Source organism: Campylobacter sp. BCW_6877 (assembly GCF_001762445.1).
In the GTDB taxonomy this organism is placed as follows: domain Bacteria; phylum Campylobacterota; class Campylobacteria; order Campylobacterales; family Campylobacteraceae; genus Campylobacter_D; species Campylobacter_D jejuni.
In genome coordinates this window covers 106,506-114,495 of record NZ_MJWW01000036.1, presented here as the reverse complement: position 1 = coordinate 114,495, position 7,990 = coordinate 106,506, and the positions used below count along the sequence as shown (strand labels likewise).

2 protein-coding genes and 2 rRNA genes are annotated in these 7,990 nt (G+C 37.6%); all 4 read left to right on the top strand.

The window, feature by feature from the left end:
* Nucleotides 1-3: 3 nt before the first annotated feature.
* The 4 genes from AJ936_RS05130 to AJ936_RS05115 all read left to right on the top strand — a co-directional run bounded on the left by AJ936_RS05130 (nucleotide 4) and on the right by AJ936_RS05115 (nucleotide 7,957).
* Nucleotides 4-3,062: ribosomal RNA gene (locus tag AJ936_RS05130) — 23S ribosomal RNA — on the top strand.
* A 279-nt stretch (nucleotides 3,063-3,341) separates the two neighbouring features.
* Nucleotides 3,342-3,458 (top strand): 5S ribosomal RNA (rrf, locus tag AJ936_RS05125).
* A 418-nt stretch (nucleotides 3,459-3,876) separates the two neighbouring features.
* Entirely contained in the window at nucleotides 3,877-5,847 is a 1,971-nt protein-coding gene (locus AJ936_RS05120; RefSeq protein WP_044779347.1) for a cytochrome c3 family protein, read from the top strand.
* A gap of 40 nt (nucleotides 5,848-5,887) precedes the next feature.
* Entirely contained in the window at nucleotides 5,888-7,957 is a 2,070-nt protein-coding gene (locus AJ936_RS05115) for a rhodanese-like domain-containing protein (protein ID WP_079396991.1), read from the top strand.
* Nucleotides 7,958-7,990 lie beyond the last annotated feature (33 nt).

Sequence of the window (7,990 nt, the reverse complement as noted above, 5' to 3'; positions counted from 1 at the left end):
AAAAGGTAAGCTACTAAGAGCGAATGGTGGATGCCTTGACTGGTAAAGGCGATGAAGGACGTACTAGACTGCGATAAGCTACGGGGAGCTGTCAAGAAGCTTTGATCCGTAGATTTCCGAATGGGGCAACCCAATGTATAGAGATATACATTACCTATATAGGAGCGAACGAGGGGAATTGAAACATCTTAGTACCCTCAGGAAAAGAAATCAATAGAGATTGCGTCAGTAGCGGCGAGCGAAAGCGCAAGAGGGCAAACCCAGTGCTTGCACTGGGGGTTGTAGGACTGCAATGTGCAAGAGCTGAGTTTAGCAGAACATTCTGGAAAGTATAGCCATAGAGGGTGATAGTCCCGTATGCGAAAAACAAAGCTTAGCTAGCAGTATCCTGAGTAGGGCGGGACACGAGGAATCCTGTCTGAATCCGGGTCGACCACGATCCAACCCTAAATACTAATACCAGATCGATAGTGCACAAGTACCGTGAGGGAAAGGTGAAAAGAACTGAGGTGATCAGAGTGAAATAGAACCTGAAACCATTTGCTTACAATCATTCAGAGCACTATGTAGCAATACAGTGTGATGGACTGCCTTTTGCATAATGAGCCTGCGAGTTGTGGTGTCTGGCAAGGTTAAGCAAACGCGAAGCCGTAGCGAAAGCGAGTCTGAATAGGGCGCTTAGTCAGATGCTGCAGACCCGAAACGAAGTGATCTATCCATGAGCAAGTTGAAGCTAGTGTAAGAACTAGTGGAGGACTGAACCCATAGGCGTTGAAAAGCCCCGGGATGACTTGTGGATAGGGGTGAAAGGCCAATCAAACTTCGTGATAGCTGGTTCTCTCCGAAATATATTTAGGTATAGCGTTGTGTCGTAATATAAGGGGGTAGAGCACTGAATGGGCTAGGGCATACACCAATGTACCAAACCCTATCAAACTCCGAATACCTTATATGTAATCACAGCAGTCAGGCGGCGAGTGATAAAATCCGTCGTCAAGAGGGAAACAACCCAGACTACCAGCTAAGGTCCCTAAATCTTACTTAAGTGGAAAACGATGTGAAGTTACTTAAACAACCAGGAGGTTGGCTTAGAAGCAGCCATCCTTTAAAGAAAGCGTAATAGCTCACTGGTCTAGTGATTTTGCGCGGAAAATATAACGGGGCTAAAGTAAGTACCGAAGCTGTAGACTTGCACACAACTTAGATTATTTAAGTTTAGAATATAAAAAACTAAGTTATATGTTTTAAGTTATATTTTTACTGATTTTTATAGAGTAAAGATAGAAATAAAACTTAGTAAAATCAGTAAAAATATTCTTGGTTTAAAGTTTAAGTAGTTTAAGTTGTGTGCAAGTGGTAGGAGAGCGTTCTACTTGCGTCGAAGGTATACCGGTAAGGAGTGCTGGAGCGAATAGAAGTGAGCATGCAGGCATGAGTAGCGATAATTAATGTGAGAATCATTAACGCCGTAAACCCAAGGTTTCCTACGCGATGCTCGTCATCGTAGGGTTAGTCGGGTCCTAAGTCGAGTCCGAAAGGGGTAGACGATGGCAAATTGGTTAATATTCCAATACCAACATTAGTGTGCGATGGAAGGACGCTTAGGGCTAAGGGGGCTAGCGGATGGAAGTGCTAGTCTAAGGTTGTAGGAGCTTATACAGGCAAATCCGTATAAGAACACTCCGAGAACTGAAAGGCTTTTTGAAGTCTTCGGATGGATAGAAGAACCCCTGATGCCGTCGAGCCAAGAAAAGTTTCTAAGTTTAGCTAATGTTGCCCGTACCGTAAACCGACACAGGTGGGTGGGATGAGTATTCTAAGGCGCGTGGAAGAACTCTCTTTAAGGAACTCTGCAAAATAGCACCGTATCTTCGGTATAAGGTGTGGTTAGCTTCGTACTAGGATTTACTCCGAAAGCGAAGAAACTTACAACAAAGAGTCCCTCCCGACTGTTTACCAAAAACACAGCACTCTGCTAACTCGTAAGAGGATGTATAGGGTGTGACGCCTGCCCGGTGCTCGAAGGTTAATTGATGGGGTTAGCATTAGCGAAGCTCTTGATCGAAGCCCGAGTAAACGGCGGCCGTAACTATAACGGTCCTAAGGTAGCGAAATTCCTTGTCGGTTAAATACCGACCTGCATGAATGGCGTAACGAGATGGGAGCTGTCTCAAAGAGGGATCCAGTGAAATTGTAGTGGAGGTGAAAATTCCTCCTACCCGCGGCAAGACGGAAAGACCCCGTGGACCTTTACTACAGCTTGACACTGCTACTTGGATAAGAATGTGCAGGATAGGTGGGAGGCTTTGAGTATATGACGCCAGTTGTATATGAGCCGTTGTTGAGATACCACTCTTTCTTATTTGGGTAGCTAACCAGCTTGAGTTATCCTCAAGTGGGACAATGTCTGGTGGGTAGTTTGACTGGGGCGGTCGCCTCCCAAATAATAACGGAGGCTTACAAAGGTTGGCTCAGAACGGTTGGAAATCGTTCGTAGAGTATAAAGGTATAAGCCAGCTTAACTGCAAGACATACAAGTCAAGCAGAGACGAAAGTCGGTCTTAGTGATCCGGTGGTTCTGTGTGGAAGGGCCATCGCTCAAAGGATAAAAGGTACCCCGGGGATAACAGGCTGATCTCCCCCAAGAGCTCACATCGACGGGGAGGTTTGGCACCTCGATGTCGGCTCATCGCATCCTGGGGCTGGAGCAGGTCCCAAGGGTATGGCTGTTCGCCATTTAAAGCGGTACGCGAGCTGGGTTCAGAACGTCGTGAGACAGTTCGGTCCCTATCTGCCGTGGGCGTAAGAAGATTGAAGAGATTTGACCCTAGTACGAGAGGACCGGGTTGAACAAACCACTGGTGTAGCTGTTGTTCTGCCAAGAGCATCGCAGCGTAGCTAAGTTTGGAAAGGATAAACGCTGAAAGCATCTAAGCGTGAAGCCAACTCTAAGATGAATCTTCTCTAAGCTCTCTAGAAGACTACTAGTTTGATAGGCTGGGTGTGTAATGGATGAAAGTCCTTTAGCTGACCAGTACTAATAGAGCGTTTGGCTTATCTTTAATAAAGCATCACTTCCTTGTTAAGGTTTTTAAGAAAGCTTTGAATGTTTTATATGAAATGTTTATATAAACATTATGTTTTTAAGCTAATAAAATCTTTCAAGTAAAGTTTGTATTAGAACTTGCTCTTAACATTGTTTTTTAAGTATTCTATATAAAAACTTATCAAAGATAAAAGATAAGTAAAGAAGAAAGAGAATAAAGAAAAAAAAGTAAAGAAATAAAAGATTAAGCTTTATTTTTTAAATTCAATCTTTCAAAGAATATTTAAATAACAATGTCCGTGATTATACAGATGTGGAAACGCCTTGCTCCATCCCGAACCAAGAAGCTAAGCACATCGTGGGTGATGATACTACGCCTTACTGGCAGGGGGAAAGTAGCTCATTGCGGACTTGTTAAATGTCTTCATTACTTACTTTATATATAAATCCTATGTTTATTTTTATTGTTGTTTTAGATGACACTTAGAATAGTGTTTAAAAAAGAGTTTGTTGCTGGTTAGGGTTTTTAAGAGAATAGGGTGTTAGGGGTTTGGAAAGTTAAGTATATTTGTATGGATTGTATAAATTTAGTTCTTTTAAAAAAGTTGTTTGGGTGATCGGCTACTTGGTTTATTGATATAATTTTAAATAAAAAATAGAAATTAATATATAAATTCACGATGAAATTGTTAATTTTATTAATTATTAAGTTTAATTAACATAAACTTTATATATAAAAGTTAATATAATTTAAATAAGATAATTTATATCTTAAACTATTTATTTCATAATTATATTATCTTAAAAATTTTATTTATAAGGTGTATCTTATGAAAAAGCTTATTTCTAAGGGAAAGGTTTTAACCCTATTACTTGGGGTGGGATTTGCTTTAAATGTGAGTAGTGCAGAAAATTCAAATGTTCTTATTCAAGGAGAAGCTGCACAAGATGGCGATACTAAACCAAGAACGCTTGGGGGTTATGTGCACCAAGAAGATGCGTTTTTTAAATATCTTAAAGAACATCATCCTATGTTTAAATATGAAAAAGAAGGTCGTATAGTAGGTAAATATGCCATTAGTGATAGGGAAGAAGAATATGTAGAATTTTCTAATGGTCCTACTTTTGCACAGCAAAACAATCTAGCTCATACTTCAGTGACTTATCGTTTAGGAATGGAATCTTTTTTAGATTTTCCAAACAAATTTGTAGGTCCAAAAAAATGTGGTGAATGTCATCCTGCTCAATATAAAGCTTGGGAAAGATCACGTCATGCAAAAACCGTTCGTTTTCCTGATGAGTTTGAAGAAGTAGGAAATGATTTAAAAAAACCTATGTATAACTCACAATCTACTATTTTACCAGATGGAATTTATCCTGATGATGTCTATGCTGTAATTGGAACACCTAGAACAAAATATGGTTTTATTGATAGATGGTTGGTTCGTGGAACTTATCATGTTGAAGATGGAAATCTTAGTAATATGACAGGAAAAATTGTAGCTGGCGGCAATCAATTCTCAAGGCTTTGGAGTGAGTTTTTAACACCTGAAATGACCAAAAAAATAGCAGAATTTTCTCCAGGTTTCCCTACTACTATGGAACAATTTGGAGGTAATGGCTCTCAAGTTTGGGGAACAAATTCTTATGCAGCACAATATCGTAAAAATATGCTTTTTCAGCCTGCAAGTTCTTATTGTGAAACCTGTCATAGTTTTAAATTTGATTTTAAAAGCAAAGAAGAATTTTATAAAGCTTTAGGAAATACTCAAGAGCTTAGAAAACATACAATTTCAAAAGGTATTTCTTGTGAAGAATGTCATGGTGCAGGTGCTCATCTTTATGGTGCTAGAGGTGCAGGTATGCCATCAAACTGCGAAAGATGTCATCAAAGATTTTCTTATAATGAAGAAGATGCTAAGAAAAATCCTAGAAAACCATTTAATGCCTTCTTTAAATCTAGCTGTCCAGCTTGTGGAACTGAAGGTGCGCAAATGTATAGTTCAGCTCACTATGATAAGGGTATGAGATGTTCTACTTGCCACGATCCTCATGAGGTTACTTTCAATGATTGGAAAGATGGATATACTAAAGTAGGGCTTAAAAAAACTTGTACAGATTGTCATGACACACAAGCTAGCTTCTTTAAACAAGGAGGAATTCATTCAAAAGATAATTGTACAGCTTGTCACATGCCAAATATGATGAGTTGTGAAAACTTTGGAGCAGTTCAAAATCCCGATAAAGGTGGATTTGATAATGTTAGAGCTTCTCACATTTGGAAAATAAAAGTTGATAAAACTGCTAAAACTCTTAATCCGCCAGAAGGTAAAGAAAGATCTCCAAAAACTCCAGGATGGACCATCGCTAGAGATGATGATGGAAGATTTTTCCTTGATTTAATGTGGGCTTGTGGACGTACAAGTTTTAGTGATCCAAATTTAATGGGGCCAGGTGCAAGTGGATGTCACAGTGCGGTTCAATCAAATTTACCTAAAAAACTTCATTTTACAGATCAAGAGACTATCTATGACATTGTTGTAGGTTGGCAAAAACCTGTAAAAGATGGATATGAAAATATTCTTAAAGGCGTGAAAGAAATTGATAAAGCTATGGCTGAAAATCCTAAACTTTCTGTAGAGAAAAAATCTCGTGTTATTACTTTGGCAAATCAAGCAAGGGCTATTGCAGAAAAATTGCAAAAAGATGGTTCTTGGGGTGTGCATGGTCCTGTTTACTCCAAAAAAATAGTAGATGAGGCTTTGGTTTATATACAAGAAGCTAAAAATATTTTAAAATAAAATTTTCGCCCATTTTTTGGGCGAGTTTAAGGAGTAAATTTTGAAACAAAGTTTAATAAAATTTATATTGCTTGCTGTTTTTTGTTTTTCAACCCCTTTTTTACTTGCCGACGGAAAAATTCAAATAGGTATAGTTGAAGGTGTAACTCCTATCAGCATGAAAGATGCTGAAAAACTTTTAGGGCAAAAAAATGTATATTTTGTGGATGTTAATTCCAAGGAAGAAAGAGAAGTTGCAGGTAATATACCTAATGCTGTTTTAGTTGATGCGCAAAATTGGCAAAATTTATTACCTGATGATTTTAATGCAACTTTAATTTTTTATGGGTCGAATCGTTTTACTTTTGATGCTTCTAATATTGCAAATTTAAGCCAAAAATTAGGCTATACCCATGTTTATGTTATGTTAGATGGTATAGAATCTTGGGTGCTTTCTGGAAGAAAAGTTCAAAAAGAACAAATAGAAAAATGGCAAAACGCTAAAAATTTAGATGATTTTAAAGATAGTATTCATTCAAGAATGTATTTTGGAGATGTTCCAAGTTGTAGGGATTGCCACGGAAAAGGCGAAGATAAAAAATCTATTCGCTATAATAATGCTGCAAATTTAGATCTTATCAATAAAAACTGCGCAAGTTGTCATAAAGATATAGATAAAGAATTTAAACACAGCATTCATCAAAATATCAGCCAAATACAACTTGATAAAGATGGAAAAAAGAAAAAAATTCCAACTTGTACCACTTGTCATGATATCCACAACAACGATCCATTAATGAATGCAATGACCTTAAAACAAAGAAGTGATTTTAAGTGTGGTGAATGTCATCAAGATAAACAAGATCGCTATCATGATACTTTTCATGGTAAGGCTATGGTATTAAATAGTCCTGGTAGTGCTCCAAAAATCGCAGCCTGTTATGATTGTCACGGCAAACACAATATTTTAAAAGTTGAAGATTTAAACTCAACCCTATCGTCTTTAAATCGTGTTCAAACTTGTGCACAGTGTCATCCAAATTCTAATGAAAATTTTGCCAATTTTATTGCACATGCTGATCATAGTGATGGAGAAAACTATCCTTTACTTCACGGTGCTTATATCTTTATGACCGCTTTAGTGATAGGAGTTTTTGTATTCTTTGGTTTGCATACTTTACTTTGGAGTATAAGACTGATTTTAGCAAGATTTTCACATCCTGCAGAATGGAAAAAAGCAAAAGAAAATGCACACAATGACAAGGTTTTAATCAAACGTTTTTCAACCTTCCATAAAATTCAGCATTTCTTTATGGCGGTAAGTTTCTTAGGACTTGCTTTCTCGGGTTTGCCGCAAAAATTTTATACCGCTCCTTGGGCACAAACCATGATAGATCTTATGGGCGGACCAATCGGTGCAACCATAGTGCATCATATTAGTGCTATTGTTATGTTTATAGTCTTTTTCTCTCATATTGGAGAAATCATACTTGTAAACTGGAAAAGAAGAGATTTAGTGCGTGATCCACAAACAGGAAAACTTGATAAAATGAAAATTTTAAAAGCCCTTTTTGGGCCTGATTCTTTAATGCCAAATTGGCAGGACTTTAAAGATATGAAAGCACATTTTAAATGGTTCTTTGGCATGGGTGAAAGACCACAATTTGACCGCTGGACTTATTGGGAAAAATTTGACTATCTAGCAGTATTTTGGGGTATGTTTGTTATAGGACTTTCAGGATTGGTTTTATGGTTCCCTACTTTCTTTAGTACCTTTTTACCAGGTTGGATGATCAATCTTTGTTCTTTAGTGCATTCTGATGAAGCTTTACTTGCAACAGGATTTATCTTTGCAATCCACTTCTTCAATACTCATTTTAGAGCAGATCGCTTCCCTATGGATATGGTAATTTTCTCAGGAACCCAAAGTGAAGCCGAGATTAAACAAGAAAGAAATGCGTATTATCAACGCCTAAAAGAAAGCGGAAGGCTTGAAAGTTTATATGAGAAAAACTCTAAATTTAATTCTTATAAAAGCATTGCTAAATTAGCAGGTTATTTGATGCTGATTACGGGAATGATCTTTTTATTCTTGATGATTTATGCTTTTATAGTGGATTTGTTAAAATAATAATTGCCTAGGTTTTCTAGGCAATTTAAATGA